General features: G+C 59.8%; 13 protein-coding genes. All 13 read left to right on the top strand.

Going from position 1 to position 15,232, the window contains the following annotated elements:
- Positions 1 to 21: 21 nt before the first annotated feature.
- The gene (gene nuoG, locus WDN46_18830) at positions 22 to 2,085 is read left to right on the top strand and encodes an NADH-quinone oxidoreductase subunit NuoG (protein MEJ0095382.1); all 2,064 of its coding nucleotides are present in this window, start codon (positions 22 to 24) and stop codon (positions 2,083 to 2,085) included.
- 5 nt (positions 2,086 to 2,090) lie between these two features.
- Positions 2,091 to 3,119, top strand: a complete 1,029-nt coding sequence (gene nuoH / locus WDN46_18825) for an NADH-quinone oxidoreductase subunit NuoH (protein ID MEJ0095381.1) — start codon at positions 2,091 to 2,093, stop codon at positions 3,117 to 3,119.
- 64 nt (positions 3,120 to 3,183) lie between these two features.
- Positions 3,184 to 3,675, top strand: coding sequence for an NADH-quinone oxidoreductase subunit NuoI (nuoI, locus tag WDN46_18820; protein MEJ0095380.1), 492 nt, complete (start codon positions 3,184 to 3,186; stop codon positions 3,673 to 3,675).
- A 150-nt stretch (positions 3,676 to 3,825) separates the two neighbouring features.
- A complete protein-coding gene (locus WDN46_18815; protein MEJ0095379.1) occupies positions 3,826 to 4,434 on the top strand; it encodes an NADH-quinone oxidoreductase subunit J in 609 nt (202 codons plus the stop codon).
- A gap of 51 nt (positions 4,435 to 4,485) precedes the next feature.
- Complete coding sequence (gene nuoK, locus WDN46_18810; GenBank protein ID MEJ0095378.1) at positions 4,486 to 4,794, top strand: NADH-quinone oxidoreductase subunit NuoK; 309 nt, start codon at positions 4,486 to 4,488, stop codon at positions 4,792 to 4,794.
- Positions 4,795 to 4,801: 7 nt separating this feature from the next.
- Positions 4,802 to 6,778: an NADH-quinone oxidoreductase subunit L gene (gene nuoL, locus WDN46_18805; protein ID MEJ0095377.1), complete on the top strand. Its 1,977-nt coding sequence runs from the start codon at positions 4,802 to 4,804 to the stop codon at positions 6,776 to 6,778.
- Positions 6,778 to 8,289: an NADH-quinone oxidoreductase subunit M gene (locus WDN46_18800; protein ID MEJ0095376.1), complete on the top strand. Its 1,512-nt coding sequence runs from the start codon at positions 6,778 to 6,780 to the stop codon at positions 8,287 to 8,289. The genes nuoL and WDN46_18800 overlap by 1 nt, the downstream gene beginning before the upstream one ends.
- Before the next feature lie 11 nt (positions 8,290 to 8,300).
- Positions 8,301 to 9,734, top strand: coding sequence for an NADH-quinone oxidoreductase subunit NuoN (gene nuoN, locus WDN46_18795; GenBank protein ID MEJ0095375.1), 1,434 nt, complete (start codon positions 8,301 to 8,303; stop codon positions 9,732 to 9,734).
- 67 nt (positions 9,735 to 9,801) lie between these two features.
- A complete protein-coding gene (locus tag WDN46_18790) occupies positions 9,802 to 10,539 on the top strand; it encodes a biotin--[acetyl-CoA-carboxylase] ligase (protein MEJ0095374.1) in 738 nt (245 codons plus the stop codon).
- Positions 10,540 to 10,578: 39 nt separating this feature from the next.
- Entirely contained in the window at positions 10,579 to 12,249 is a 1,671-nt protein-coding gene (locus WDN46_18785) for a ribonuclease J (GenBank protein ID MEJ0095373.1), read from the top strand.
- Between the two features lie 16 nt (positions 12,250 to 12,265).
- Entirely contained in the window at positions 12,266 to 12,670 is a 405-nt protein-coding gene (mce, locus tag WDN46_18780; GenBank protein MEJ0095372.1) for a methylmalonyl-CoA epimerase, read from the top strand.
- Between the two features lie 68 nt (positions 12,671 to 12,738).
- On the top strand, positions 12,739 to 13,659 hold the full coding sequence (locus WDN46_18775) for a LysR family transcriptional regulator (GenBank protein MEJ0095371.1): 921 nt from the start codon (positions 12,739 to 12,741) through the stop codon (positions 13,657 to 13,659).
- Between the two features lie 258 nt (positions 13,660 to 13,917).
- Complete coding sequence (locus WDN46_18770; protein MEJ0095370.1) at positions 13,918 to 15,120, top strand: NAD-dependent formate dehydrogenase; 1,203 nt, start codon at positions 13,918 to 13,920, stop codon at positions 15,118 to 15,120.
- Positions 15,121 to 15,232: the final 112 nt, after the last annotated feature.

The following is a 15,232-nucleotide window of genomic DNA, read 5'->3' as shown; positions in this document are numbered from 1 at the left end:
CCGCCGCATTGAGGATAGGGCATGAGCAGACTTATCGTTGATGGCGTCGAAATCGACGTCGCGCCCGAATATACGCTGCTGCAGGCCTGCGAGCAGGCGGGGGCCGAGATTCCGCGCTTTTGCTTTCATGAGCGGCTGTCGGTCGCCGGCAATTGCCGCATGTGTCTCGTCGAAGTGAAGGGCGGCCCGCCTAAGCCCACCGCCTCCTGCGCCGTTGCTGTGCGCGATCTGCGCCCTGGCCCGAATGGCGAGCCGCCCGTCGTTCTCACCAAGTCGCCGATGGTGAAAAAGGCGCGCGAAGGCGTCATGGAATTCTTGCTCATCAATCATCCGCTCGATTGCCCGATTTGCGATCAGGGCGGCGAGTGCGATCTGCAGGATCAGGCGATGGCCTTCGGATTCGATTCCTCGCGTTACGCCGAAAACAAACGCGCGGTCGAGGACAAATATATTGGGCCGCTGGTCCGCACCTCGATGAACCGCTGCATCCATTGCACGCGGTGCGTCCGCTTCACCGCAGAAGTCGCGGGCACGGGCGACATGGGCGCAATCGGCCGCGGCGAAGACATGGAGATCACGACCTATCTTGAGACTGCGATGCGCTCCGAGCTGCAGGGCAATGTCGCCGATCTCTGCCCTGTCGGCGCGCTGTTGCCAAAGCCCTATTCGTTCAAGGCGCGCTCATGGGAGCTCGTCAAGACCGAGTCGATCGACGTCATGGATGCGCTGGGTTCGGCCATCCGCATCGACACGCGCGGACGCGAGGTGATGCGCATCCTGCCGCGCACCAATGAACTCGTGAACGAAGAGTGGATTTCCGACAAGACGCGCCAAGTCGTCGACGGCCTGAAAACGCGGCGCCTTGATCGCCCCTACGTGCGCGAAGGCGGCAAATTGCGCGCCGCCTCGTGGCAAGAGGCTTTTGGCTTGATCGCGACAAAGGTGAAGGCGACGAGCCCGGCGCGCATCGGGGCCATTGCGGGCGATCTTTGCGCCGTCGAAGAGATGTTCGCGCTGCAATCGCTGCTCGAAGGTCTTGGCTCGATCTCGCTCGATTGCCGTCAGGACGGGGCCAAGCTCGATCCGAAATTTGGTCGCGCCAGCTATCTCTTTAACCCGACTATCGCCGGCATCGAAGCCGCCGATGGGCTGATGATCATCGGCTCCAATCCACGCAAGGAAGCGCCTGTCCTGAACGCCCGCATCCGCAAGCGCTGGCTGAAAGGCGGCTTCAAGATTGGCGTTATCGGCGAGAAAGCCGATCTTACCTATGACTACGCCTATCTCGGCGCCGGACCCGATACCCTGGCGAGTTTCGCCAACCATCCGCCGGCTAAAATGGAAAAGCCGATGTTGCTGATCGGGCAGGGCGCTCTTGCGCGCGAGGACGGACTGTCCGTTCTGGCGTTGGCCGCCAAAGCTGCGACATCGCTCGGCGTCATCAAGGATGGCTGGAACGGCTTGGCGATTCTCCATACCGCCGCGGCTCGCGTCGGCGGCCTTGATCTTGGCTTTGTTCCGCGCCAGGGCGGCCTTGACGCAGCCTCCATGGCGAAAAGCGGCGCGCTCGATGTCCTGTTCAACCTCGGCGCCGATGAAATCGCCATCGAGCCGGGAGCCTTTGTCATCTACCAAGGCTCGCATGGCGATCAGGGCGCGGCGCGCGCCGACGTCATTCTGCCGGGAGCCGCCTATACTGAGAAATCCGGCGCCTATGTGAATACCGAGGGGCGCGTGCAATTGGCCGATCGCGCCAATTTTCCGCCGGGCGACGCGCGCGAGGATTGGGCCATTATCCGCGCGCTCTCCGATGCGCTCGGACGCCGCTTGCCGTTCGATTCGCTCAAGATTTTGCGCTCGCGCCTCATGGCCGCGCATCCGCATTTTGGCGCGATTGATGAAATCGCCGCGGGCGCTCCATTCGATCCTGCAGCGCTCATCGCCGCCGGCGGCGCGTTCGGCAACGCGTCTTTCGCGTCGCCCGTCGTTGATTTCTATCAGACCAATCCGATCGCGCGCGCGTCGGCGGTGATGGCGGAGTGTTCCGCCCTCAACGCCAATTTCGCGCGGCAGGCGGCGGAGTAAAAGCCATGGCCGAGACTGGTTGGTTCCTGCCTCTGCTTCTCACCCTCGTGAAAAGCGTCGTTCTGCTCGTCGTCCTGCTGATTTTCATCGCCTATATTCTTTACGCGGATCGCAAAATCTGGGCGGCGGTGCAGCTGCGGCGCGGCCCCAATGTGGTGGGTCCCTGGGGACTTCTACAAAGCTTTGCGGACATGCTGAAGTTTGTCCTCAAAGAGCCCGTCATTCCAGACGGCGCGAACAAAGGGGTTTTTCTGCTCGCGCCTTTCGTCATGGGCCTGCTTTCTCTGGCGGCCTGGGCGGTGATTCCGATCGATGATGGCTGGGCCATCGCCGACATCAATGTCGGAATTCTCTATATTTTGGCGATCTCCTCGCTCGGCGTCTATGGCATCATCATGGGCGGTTGGGCGTCGAATTCAAAATATCCGTTTCTGTCGGCGCTGCGCTCCGCGGCTCAGATGATCTCATATGAGGTCTCGATCGGCTTCGTCATCATCACGGTGCTGCTCTGTGTCGGGTCGCTCAATCTCACCGATATAGTGAACGCCCAGAATTCGCGCTTCGGACTGTTCGGCTGGTATTGGCTGCCGCTTTTTCCGATGTTCGTCATCTTTTTCGTTTCGGTTTTGGCTGAAACCAACCGTCCGCCTTTCGATCTTGTCGAGGCCGAGTCCGAGCTTGTCGCGGGCTTTATGGTTGAATATTCCTCGACGCCCTACATGCTGTTCATGCTCGCTGAATATGTGGCGATCATCACCATGTGCGCCCTGACGACCATACTCTTTCTCGGCGGCTGGCTTTCGCCGATCCCCTTCGCGCCTTTCACTCTGGTTCCGGGGGCCATCTGGTTCATTTTGAAGGTTTGCGGGGTTTTCTTCATGATCGCCATGGTGAAAGCCTTCGTGCCGCGCTATCGCTACGACCAGCTGATGCGGCTTGGTTGGAAAGTGTTTTTGCCGATGTCGCTCGCCATGGTGGTCATTGTCGCCGCGGTGCTGCAGCTGACCGGCTGGGGCGCGGGGATGGCGCAATGATCTTCACCCGGCAAAATGCGGTTCGGCGAAATCTTGTTCGACGAAATCTCGTTCGAAAGGACAGATCATGAAACTTGATCAATCCGCCAAGGCGGTTTTCCTGACGGAGTTCGTCGGCGCCTTCATGCTTTCGATGCGCTATTTCTTCAAGCCGAAGGCGACGCTGAACTATCCGCATGAGAAAAATCCGCAGTCCCCGCGTTATCGCGGCGAACATGCGTTGCGGCGTTATCCGAACGGCGAAGAGCGCTGCATCGCCTGCAAACTCTGCGAGGCGATCTGCCCGGCGCAGGCGATCACGATCGAAGCCGGCCCGCGCCGGAACGACGGCACCCGCCGCACGACCCGTTATGATATCGACATGGTCAAATGCATCTATTGCGGCTTCTGTCAGGAGGCTTGCCCGGTCGACGCCATCGTCGAAGGGCCCAATGCGGAATTTGCGGTCGAAACGCGCGAGGAACTTTACTACGACAAGAACCGGCTGCTCGAGAATGGCGATCGCTGGGAGCGGGAGATCGCGCGCAATCTCGCGCTCGACGCGCCTTACCGGTGAGGCGGTCCTGACCGAACAAGCGCGGGCGCCAAATCCTTTCGGACGGCGCCCTTTGGGCGGTACAAAGACTGTAATGCATAATAGGACGCGTGCGACTGACTGCTCCTTCGGATTGCGGCCGGCGCCAAGGATAAAGGATAGGGTTTGGCAATGAACGTCCCGGCGCTGTTCTTCTATCTGTTTTCGGCCGTCCTCATCGGCGCGGCCTTCATGGTGATTTCATCGCGCAATCCCGTCCATTCGGTGCTTTTCCTGATCCTCGCCTTTTTCAACGCGGCGGGCCTGTTTCTTCTGCTCGGGGCGGAATTTTTGGCGATGATCCTCGTCGTCGTTTATGTCGGCGCGGTGGCCGTTCTGTTCCTCTTCGTCGTCATGATGCTCGACGTCGATTTCGCCGAATTCAAGCAGGGGGTTCTGCAATATTTGCCGATTGGCGGGACCATCGGCGCCATCGTGCTGCTCGAATTGATCCTCGTCGTCAGCGGCTGGACGATCGACGCAAGCTCGATCGCGAATGTTGCGACGCCTGCGCCGCCCGGCATGAGCAATACTCTGGCGCTCGGCCGCGTGCTCTATACGCAATATGTCTATCTGTTCGAGGCGGCTGGACTGATCCTTCTCACCGCAATGATCGGCGCCATCGTTCTGACCCTGCGCCACAAGATCGGCGTCAAGCGCCAGAATGTGGCGCTGCAGAATGCGCGGACGCCGGCTGAGGCGGTCGAAATTCGCAAGACGCCATCGCGGCAAGGCGTGTGAGGCGGACTTCGCAATGAAAGCATCGCAATATCTCGTCGCGCGGACAAATCCATGACGCTCACGCTCAACCACTTTCTCGTCGTCGCGGCCATCCTATTCACGCTTGGCGTCGCCGGCATCATCCTCAACCGCAAGAACATCATCATCGTGTTGATGTCGGTCGAACTGATCTTGCTTTCGGTCAATATCAATCTTGTCGCCTTCTCCGGCTTTCTCGGCGATCTGACCGGGCAGGTCTTTGCGCTCTTCATCCTGACCGTCGCGGCGGCAGAAGCGGCGATCGGGCTTGCGATTCTCGTCACCTATTATCGCAACCGCGGCTCCATCGCGGTCGAAGACATTAACATGATGAAGGGCTGAGCCGGACATGTATGCGGCAATTGTCTTCCTTCCGCTGCTTGGATTTTTGATCGCCGGCCCGTTCGGCCGCTGGATCGGCGCTCGCCCATCCGAGATCGTCACGACGACGCTGCTGTTTGTCGCGGCGGCATTGTCATGGGTCGTCTTTGTCGACGTCGATCTTGGAACGGCGCCCGCCACCGTCTCCGTGCTCGGCGAATGGTTCACGTCGGGGGCGCTTCGGGCCGAATGGTCGCTTCGCATCGATAGTTTGACGGCGGTGATGCTCATTGTCGTCACTACCGTTTCGGCGCTCGTCCATCTCTATTCGATCGGCTACATGAGCGAGGATCCTTCGCGGCCGCGCTTCTTCTCCTATCTGTCGCTCTTCACCTTCGCCATGCTGGCGTTGGTGACGGCCGACAACCTGGTCCAGATGTTTTTCGGTTGGGAGGGGGTCGGGCTCGCCTCATATCTGTTGATCGGCTTCTGGTACGAAAAGCCTGCGGCGAACGCAGCGGCGATTAAGGCGTTCGTCGTCAATCGCGTCGGCGATTTCGGCTTCCTGCTCGGCATTTTCATGGTGTTCCTGCTCACCAATTCGTTCGGGTTCGAGCAGATTTTCGCCGCGGCGCCTGGCCTTGCAAATACGACGATACATGTCTTCGGCGCCGACATGGACGCGATGACGATCACCTGTCTCTTGCTGTTCATGGGCGCGATGGGCAAGTCGGCGCAGTTCCTGCTGCACACCTGGCTGCCGGACGCCATGGAAGGGCCGACGCCCGTTTCAGCGCTGATCCACGCGGCGACCATGGTCACCGCCGGCGTCTTCATGGTCGCGCGTCTTTCGCCATTGTTCGAGGAGGCGCCGGCGGCGCTATCCTTCGTGATTTTCATTGGCGCGACCACGGCCTTCTTCGCCGCCACGGTCGGTCTCGTCCAGACCGACATCAAACGCGTCATCGCCTATTCGACCTGCTCGCAGCTTGGCTATATGTTCGTCGCGCTTGGCGTCGGCGGCTATTCAATCGCCATATTCCATCTCTTCACCCACGCATTCTTCAAAGCGCTCCTCTTCCTTGGCGCCGGCTCGGTGATCACGGCGATGCATCACGAGCAGGATATGCGCCAGATGGGCGGCCTGTGGCGCAAAATCCCGTTCACTTTCGCGGCGATGACCGTAGGCACCCTGTCATTGACAGGTTTCCCGTTCACTTCTGGCTTTTTCTCCAAGGATGCAATCATAGAGGCGGCCTACGCATCACATCAGACGATGGCTTCCTACGGATATGTGATGACGGTCGTCGCCGCAGCGCTGACTTCCTTTTATTCCTGGCGCCTGGTCTTCCTGACATTTTTCGGCAAAGCGCGCTGGGCCGCTGACGCGCACGCGGCGTCCGATCATGATGCGCATGGCCACGACAGCCATCAGCTCAATCCGCATGAGTCGCCGCTGAGCATGATGATCCCGCTGCTCGTCCTGAGCATTGGAGCTTTGTTCGCGGGAATGATATTCCGCAGCGATTTCATCGGCGATGACGTCACCGAGTTTTGGAAAAGGGCGCTCTTTCTCACTCCGACAAATCACATTCTGGAGGAGATGGATCAAATTCCGCATTTTGCCAGTCTGATGCCGGCGATCATGATGGTCGTTGGGTTTCTGGTCGCGCTCTATCTCTATATTCTCGCGCCGGGAACGGCGTCGCGGTGGGCGGAAGCCATGCCGGCGCTCTATCGGTTTCTGCTCAACAAATGGTATTTTGACGAACTCTACGACAAGATTTTCGTGCGTCCTGCGTTTTGGCTGGGCCGCCTGTTCTGGAAGGGGGGCGATGGCGCCATCATCGATCGCTTCGGGCCGGACGGCGTCGCCGCGCGCGTCGTTGACGTGACCGGCCGCGTCGTGAAACTGCAGAGCGGTTACATTTACCAATATGCTTTCGCCATGCTGATCGGTCTCGCCGCCATCATCACTTGGTATGTGGTCGGGGGAGTGCGCTAATGTTTGGCTTCGGCATTCTCTCTTGCATCGTCTTTTTGCCGCTCGTCGGCGCGGGGTTCATCATCGCTCTGCGCGGCGATGACGAAGCCACTTTGAATAACGCCCGTTGGGCGGCGCTCGGCACGACGTTGATCGTGTTCCTGTTGTCGCTCTATGCCTACTCCAAGTTCGATACGTCCTCGCCGGCTTTTCAGCTCATCGAGGAGAAATCCTGGTTCGGAGCCGGCCTCGTCTACAAGCTTGGCGTCGATGGTCTCTCGATGCCCTTCCTGATCCTCACCGCATTCCTGATGCCGTTCTGCATCGCCGCTTCGTGGAAATCGATCACCTATCGCGTCAAAGACTATATGGTCGCTTTCCTGATCCTTGAGACCTTGATGCTTGGCGTCTTTTCGGCGCTTGATCTCGTGTTGTTCTATCTGTTCTTCGAGGGCGGCCTCATTCCGATGTTCCTGATCATCGGCATCTGGGGCGGCAAGCGGCGCGTCTACGCCAGCTTCAAATTTTTCCTCTACACGCTGGTCGGCTCGCTGCTCATGCTGCTGGCCATCATGGCGATGTATGGCGTCGCCGGAACGACCGATATCACCGTGCTTTTGAAAACCAACTTCCCGGCCTCGATGCAGAAGTGGCTGTTTCTGGCGTTCTTCGCCTCGCTCGCGGTCAAGATGCCGATGTGGCCGGTTCACACTTGGCTCCCTGACGCTCACGTCGAAGCGCCGACGGCGGGCTCGGTCATTCTTGCCGGCGTTTTGTTGAAGATGGGCGGATATGGGTTCATCCGCTTCTCGCTGCCGATGTTCCCCGACGCCTCGTCCTATTTCGCGCCGCTAATCTTTGCGCTCTCCATCATCGCGATCATCTACACCTCGCTCGTCGCGCTGGTGCAGGAGGACATGAAGAAACTCATCGCCTATTCCTCGGTGGCGCATATGGGTTTCGTCACCATGGGCCTCTTCAGCATGACCGAGCAGGGCGTCCAGGGCGCCGTGTTTCAGATGATCTCGCATGGTCTTGTCTCCGGCGCGCTGTTTCTATGCGTTGGCGTCGTCTATGATCGCATGCATACGCGCGATATCGCCGCCTATGGCGGCCTCGCGGCCCGCATGCCGCTCTATGCTGTCGCTTTCATGATCTTCACCATGGCCAATGTGGGCTTGCCGGGGACCTCAGGCTTCATCGGCGAGTTCCTGAGCCTTCTTGGCGCATTCAGGGTCAATAGCTGGGTCGGTCTATTTGCGACGACCGGGGTCATCCTTTCGGCTGCCTATGCGCTCTACCTCTATCGCCGCATTATCTTCGGCGCGCTCGACAAGCCCAGCCTGCAAAACATCCTCGACCTGTCATGGCGCGAAGTCGCAATTCTTGCGCCGCTGGTCGCGCTAACGCTGTTCTATGGCCTGCATCCGGCGCCTGTTCTGCAAAGTTCCGCCGCCTCCATAACAGCGCTTATCAAGAATTACGACATGGCCTTGTCGACGACCAAGACCGCCGCGCTTGCCCTTCATTAGAGACTGATCACATGGCGCCGCTTTCATTCGCTCTCGCGCATTCCTTGCCGGAAGTTATTCTGGCGATTGGCGTTCTCGTTCTCGTCCTCCTTGGCGCCGTTCGCGGCAAGGAGTCAGACGGGCCGATGACCGAGATCGCCGTCGGCCTTCTCGGAGCCGCAATTCTCGCCATTCTCCTCGGCGCCAAAACCCAGGCGGTGGTGTTCGATGGGGCCTTTATCGATGACGGGTTTGGCCGTTTCATGAAGGTGCTGGCGCTGCTTGGATCTCTGGTTACTTTGGTCATGGGCCAGGATTTTCTCGCTCGCGAGAAAATCGACAAATTCGAGTTTCCGATTCTCATTCTTTTGGCCACGATCGGCATGCTGATGCTGATTTCAGCGCAGAGCCTCATCGCGCTTTATCTCGGGCTTGAGTTGATGTCCCTCGCGCTCTACGTCATCGCCGCGTTCCATCGCGACAATGTCCGAGCCTCTGAGGCGGGCCTCAAATATTTCGTCCTCGGCGCGCTTTCGTCCGGCATGCTGCTTTATGGGGCGTCGCTGATTTATGGCTTCGCCGGAACGGTCTCCTTCGCCGGCATCGCAGAGGCGGTGCATGGGCAGGCCTCGCTCGGCATCGTCTTCGGCATGGTGTTTCTGATGACAGGCCTTGCCTTCAAGATGTCGGCGGCCCCCTTTCATATGTGGACGCCCGATGTTTATGAGGGCGCGCCGACGCCGGTCACCGCATTCTTTGCGACCGCGGTAAAAATGGCCGCCGTCGCCATTACGGTTCGGGTTCTGCTGACGCCGTTTGCCGGCATTCCCTCGCAATGGCGGCAGATCATTGTATTCATCTCCATTCTGTCGATGGCGCTCGGAGCCTTCGCGGCGATCGGGCAGACCAGCATCAAGCGCCTGATGGCCTATTCCGCCATCGGTCATATCGGTTTTGCTTTGGTCGGCCTTGCGGCTGGAACTGAGGCCGGCGTCGTCGGCGTCATGGCCTATATGGCGATCTACCTCGTTATGACGCTCGGGACCTTCGCGGTCATCCTGTCGATGCAGATCGCCGGTCACAATGTCGAGAAAATTGCCGATCTTTCGGGACTCGCGCGGACTGATCCTGTAACAGCGTTCTTCTTCGCGATGCTGATGTTTTCGCTGGCCGGAATCCCTCCGTTGGCGGGTTTTTTCGCCAAATGGTACGTGTTCAACGCGGCGATCCAGGCGCATCTCTACCCGCTCGCGGTCATCGGCGTCTTATCGAGCGCCGTGGCGGCGTTTTATTACCTGCGGATCGTCAAGGTCATGTATTTTGACGATCCGGCTCCGGCTTTCGACAAACCGGCGCCTGTTTTGCGAGTCGTGCTTGCGGTGACAACCCTTCTCGTGCTGTTCTTGTTCGCTTATCCGGGTCTTTTCATCGACGCCACCTCGGCGGCGGCGAAGTCCTTGTTCTAAATCTCTGCTTAACGGTGGTCTCAGCCTTTTGCATCTCGCCACATCGGTCCACGCTCAAGGCTTTCGGTTGGCCAGTCATGGCCGGCTGGCTTCGACTAATGACGAGGCTTTGGCTTGCGCGAGATCCGGCGATCCCGGCCGGTTATGGATTACCGCGGAATCGCAGACCGGCGGCCGCGGCCGCAATGGCCGCTCCTGGGCCTCGCCCCCCGGCAATCTTTTTGCGAGCCTCCTGCTGATCGATCCGGCGCCGTTGCGCCGCGCCGCGGAACTCGGTTTCGTGACCAGCATCGCGCTCGCGCTGGCGCTGCGCGACCTCCTTGGCGGCGATTCTCGGCTCGCGATCAAATGGCCGAACGATATTCTTTATGATGGCGCAAAACTTGCGGGCATTTTGCTTGAGAGCGCTTCGCTGCCGGAGGGCTTTGCCTGCGTCGTCGGAATTGGCGTGAATTGCAATTCCCATCCGGAAGATACGCTCTACAAAGCGACGAATCTCATGGCAATTGCGGGCGACCGGGTTGCGCCCGAAACTGTGTTCGAGCAACTGACGGCGGCGATGGCTTATTGGCTGGACGTTTGGGCCGAAGGCGCAGGGTTTGAAACGATTCGCGCCGAATGGCTGTCCCTCGCCGTCGGCATTGGCGGCAAAATCAGCGTGCGACGGTCAAAAGATAGCCTCGAAGGCGTTTTTCAGACGATCGACTCCACTGGCCGTCTCGTTCTTCTGCAAAATTCCGGATCTGTCGCGATTGACGCGGGCGACGTTTTTCTGCTCGCACCGCCGCAGGTCGTCGATCAATAGAATCTCATCGCAACCAATATACAGGGAGGATACGTTTGTATGAATGAGGCGAATGACGAACTCGTCTTCGTGCCGCTCGGAGGCCTGGGCGAAATTGGCATGAACCTCGCCCTTTACGGCTTCGGCCCAAAGGGGCGCATGAAGTGGTTGATGGTTGATTGCGGAATCGCTTTCGCCGGACCAGATCTCGCAGGCATCGACCTCATCATCCCGGATACGAGTTTCATCGAGAAGGTGCGGTCGGATCTGGTCGGGTTGGTCATTACCCATGCGCATGAGGATCACATCGGCGCGGTCGCCGATGTTTGGCCGGGGCTCGGCTGCCGGCTGTATGCGACGCGTTTCGCCGCCGAGCTTCTCCTGACGAAGCGGCTCGGCGAGCCCGGCGCGCCGGAAGTGCCAATTACTGTCGTCGCGCAGGGAGCGACCATCGCGCTTGGACCATTCTCGGTCGAATTCATATCCATGGCGCATTCGATACCAGAAAGCTGCGCGCTCGCCATCCGCACGCCGCTCGGGCTGGTTCTGCATTCCGGCGATTGGAAAATCGACGATGAGCCCGGCCTTGGCGCGCCGACTGATGCAAAGCGCCTCGCCGCGATCGGAGATGAGGGGGTTTTGGCGCTCGTCTGCGATTCGACCAATATTTTGCGCGAGGGGGTCAGCCCGTCCGAGGGCGATGTCGGCAAGACCTTGCGCGCCATCATCGCCGAAGCGCCGGGGCGCGTCGTCGTCACGACATTCGCCTCCAATGTTGCGCGCATGCGCGCCGTCGCCGAAGCCGCGATGGCCGCGGGGCGCAGCGTCGTCGTGGTGGGACGCGCGATGGAGCGCGTCATCGCAGTCGCCCGCGAATGCGGCTATCTCGACGGCATCCCCGATTTCTTCTCGGTCGACGCCTTCGCCCATCTGCCCCGCGACAAGGTCGTGGTGGTGGCGACTGGGAGCCAGGGCGAGGCTCGCGCCGCGATTGCCCGCATCTCGGAAGGCGAACATCCCGCCGTTTCGCTGGCGGCGGGCGATAAGGTTATTTTCTCCTCGCGAACGATTCCGGGCAATGAAAGGGAGGTCGGCCGCATCATCAACAATCTCGTTCGATCCGGCATCGATGTCGTAACCGATCGCACCGCGCTGGTTCATGCTTCTGGCCATCCGCGTCGTGGCGAGGTCTCTCAGCTTTATGGCTGGCTCCGGCCGCGCATCGCCATACCGGCGCACGGCGAGGATCTCCATTTGGCCGAACATGCGCTTTTCGCTGAAAAGCAGGGCGTCGAGCATGTAATCCGAGCCCACAATGGCGACATTGTCCAGCTGGCGCCAGGGCGGCCCGGCGTAAGCGGGGAGGCCCACAGCGGTCGACTCTGCAAAGACGGCAATATTCTTGTCTCGGTTGGCGACGAAGCCATACGGATGCGCCAAAAACTCGCGGTGTCCGGCATCATCACGATCGCCATGGCGGTGACTGCGAAGGGCGATCTAGCGGGCGTGCCGGATGTCATGACGGCGGGAATCCCGGCGCGGACGCGCGATGGCTCCGCGATGGATGCGATTGTCGATGAGGCAATGTTCCAGACCTTCGATCAACTGCCGCGCCAGAAACGCCGAGACGCCGATCTCGTATCGACGGCCGTCGAGAAGGCGGTGCGCAACGCCGTAGCGGGGGCTTGGGGTAAGCGGCCCACCGTGCATGTCCTCGTGGTTGAGGTGTGAACGTCTGGGGGCTCATGTGATCGGGCGCTTGAATCATGTCGCCATCGCGGTGAAGGATCTGGCGGCCGCCGCAGCGATTTACCGCGATGCGTTGGGGGCCAGCGTCAGCGATCCGGTCGCCCTGCCGGAACATGGCGTAACCCTGGTTTTCGTCGAGCTCTCCAACGCCAAGATCGAACTCATCGAACCCCTTGGCGAGGGTTCGCCAATTGCCGGTTTCATTGCAAAAAACCCCGATGGAGCGATCCATCATCTCTGCTACGAGGTGGATGATATTTTGGCCGCGCGCGATCGTTTGGAGCATAGCGGGGCGCGCGTCCTCGGCGACGGCGCGCCGAAAATGGGCGCGCATGGCAAACCTGTGCTTTTTCTGAATCCAAAAGATTTTTCTGGCGCTTTAATTGAGCTTGAGCAGGTTTAGCGCGCAGCCGCTTTGCTCGGCGGCTCTTGCAGCGTCGCTGAATTCCGCGACTGGAGCAATGAATCGCAATGCTCGTCCGTCATTTGTATTTCTTCGTGACGCTCGCCAGGGAGAAGCATTTCCGCCGCGCGGCGGAGGCCTGCAATGTGACGCAGCCGACTCTGTCGGCCGCGATCCGCAAGCTCGAGGAAGATCTGGACATCAGGCTCGTCGTCAGGGGCCACCAGTTTCTCGGATTGACCCCTGAAGGGGAAAGAGTGCTTGAATGGGCGCGTCAGATTATAGCCGATTACGAAAGCCTGCGCGTCGGTCTTTCTGGTCTCCGCAAGGGCTTGACCGGCGCCTTGCGTCTCGGGGTGGTGCCGGCCGCAATGCTCTCGATCTCCTTTTTGACTTCTCGCTTCTGCGCCGCCCACCCGGCGGCCACTGTCGAGGTTCGGTCGATGAGCTCGCAGTCGATCCAGCGTGGGCTCGACAGCTTGGAGCTCGATGCGGGACTGACCTATTTAAACAATGAGCCGCTGGAGAATATCCGGCGCATGGAGCTCTATCGCGAGAGATATGTTTTCGTCACCAGTCGCGCGAGCAGACACGCGGCGGCCAAGACAATCACCTGGGCCGAAGCCGTGCGAGAATCGCTGTGCCTCCTGAGCGAAGACATGCAGAACAGGCGCATCATCAATAATGTCGCCGCATCGCTGGGCTTAACGATCAAGCCGGCGGTCGTTAGCAACTCTTACCTCGGCGTGTGGTCGCATCTCCGGCGCGGCGCTTGGGCTAGCATCGTCCCTCATACCTTCTTCTATGTTTTTGGCAGGGCGCCCGATTTGGTCGCGATCGACCTCGTCGAGCCGGTGCATAGCCAGTCGGTCGGCCTCGTCTTCTCCGATCGCGATCCGCTTTCGCCGATGGCGAACGCCCTTCTAAAGTCGACGCACGACGCGGACTTCGAAGCCGATTTGGCTGAGGCCGCGCACGGTCAGGTTTGATAGATTTTTTTTATTGATCCTATCAAGATTTCCATTTGATCTTGTGGTGGTTGCAGCGCAAGTATGCGCCTGTTCGCGGCGGTTTAAGTAGCACGATGTGTATTGATCCGCTGGAACGGGGAAACGCCAAGAACAAGGTCGAGTATTTATAAGGATTCGAGCAACACGCTGCTTCTTATATCTTTCGCGAATTCTGTCTGTGGGCAGTCCACACGGCTCGGCGTTCCTCTTTTTCGTTGAACGAAGGGAAGCAATAACATGGCAAAAGTCGTTTGTGTGCTTTATGATGATCCAGTCGATGGATATCCAACATCTTATGCGCGAAATGATCTGCCCAAGATCGACAAATATCCCGGCGGCCAAACGCTTCCGACTCCTAAAGCCATCGGCTTCAAGCCCGGCACCCTCCTCGGCAGCGTGTCCGGCGAATTGGGCTTGAGGTCCTACGTCGAAGGCCTTGGCCACCAGTTTGTCGTCACGTCCAGCAAGGACGGCCCGGACTCGGTCCTAGAGCGCGAGCTGGCCGACGCCGAAATCGTTATCTCTCAGCCCTTCTGGCCGGCTTATCTCACCGCCGAGCGCATCGCCAAGGCGCAGAAGCTCAAGCTTGCTCTCACGGCTGGCATCGGCTCCGATCACGTAGATCTCCAGGCGGCGATTGACCGCAAGATCACTGTTGCGGAAGTCACCTACTGCAACTCGATCAGCGTCGCCGAACACGTCGTGATGATGATCCTCGGGCTCGTGCGCAACTACATCCCTTCCTACCAGTGGGTGGTGAAGGGCGGCTGGAACATCGCCGATTGCGTCACCCGCTCCTATGACGTCGAAGGCATGCATGTCGGCACAGTCGCCGCTGGCCGCATCGGCCTCGCCGTCCTGCGCCGCCTGAAGCCCTTCGATATGCATCTGCACTACACCGACCGTCACCGCCTGCCGGAAGCGGTGGAGAAGGAGCTGGGCCTCACCTGGCATGCGACGCGCGAGGACATGTACGGAGTCTGCGACGTCGTCACGCTGAACTGCCCGCTGCATCCGGAAACGGAGCATATGATCAACGACGAGACGCTCAAGCTATTCAAGCGCGGCGCCTATCTCGTCAACACGGCGCGCGGCAAGCTGTGCGATCGCGACTCCATCGTACGGGCGCTCGAAAGCGGACAGCTCGCGGGCTACGCCGGCGACGTCTGGTTCCCGCAGCCGGCTCCGAAAGATCATCCCTGGCGTACCATGCCGCATCACGGCATGACGCCACATATCTCGGGCACGTCATTGTCGGCGCAGACCCGCTACGCGGCTGGCACGCGCGAAATCCTTGAATGCTGGTTCGAGGGACGGCCGATCCGCGACGAATATCTGATCGTCGACGGCGGCAAGCTCGCCGGAACGGGCGCGCATTCCTACAGCGCCGGCAACGCTACGACCGGCTCCGAAGAGGCGGCGCGCTTCAAGAAAGCGTAATTTCTAACGCATGGCGGCTCGGCCAATTGGTCGAAGCCGCCGTGCTTTTACGCGCGGCGCCCTCGACTTAATTGCCGCCGAAAAGAACGCCGGGCGATCAGAATCCCGCGAT

The sequence above is a fragment of the Methylocella sp. genome (genome assembly GCA_037200525.1).
GTDB lineage: Bacteria > Pseudomonadota > Alphaproteobacteria > Rhizobiales > Beijerinckiaceae > Methylocapsa.
Note: the sequence above shows the minus strand (reverse complement) of the source record. Positions and strands in the feature narration are given on the sequence as shown.